Annotated in this window: 1 pseudogene; it reads left to right on the forward strand. The window is 42.5% G+C overall.

Annotated elements, in window-relative coordinates:
• Positions 1 to 301, forward strand: a pseudogene (locus QZ995_RS23765) (integrase); the annotation flags it as partial.

The following is a 301-nucleotide window of genomic DNA, read 5'->3' on the forward strand; positions in this document are numbered from 1 at the left end:
ACTAGACCCTGTTTTGCAATTGGATGAGACAAAAACGTATGCCACAGCTGCACTATCCCCTAGTACAACTGCTGTGGCTATTTCTGTTGCTTCCACAACAGGTTTCGTGGTTGGTCAAGAAGTTACCATCTGTGACGATACATCTTTTGAGAACCAAACGATTACAGCAATTGGATCAGGGAAGATAACCCTTTCTAAGCTGGTCAACAGCTATAAAAAAGGAGCTATAATCGCACGATCAACGGTGAATCGGGATACATCTGCTCAGAAGATGAGAATTGATGGATGGAATACACATACA

Origin of the sequence: Brevibacillus laterosporus (assembly GCF_030489605.1) — a bacterium.
In the GTDB taxonomy this organism is placed as follows: Bacteria; Bacillota; Bacilli; order Brevibacillales; family Brevibacillaceae; genus Brevibacillus_B; species Brevibacillus_B laterosporus_E.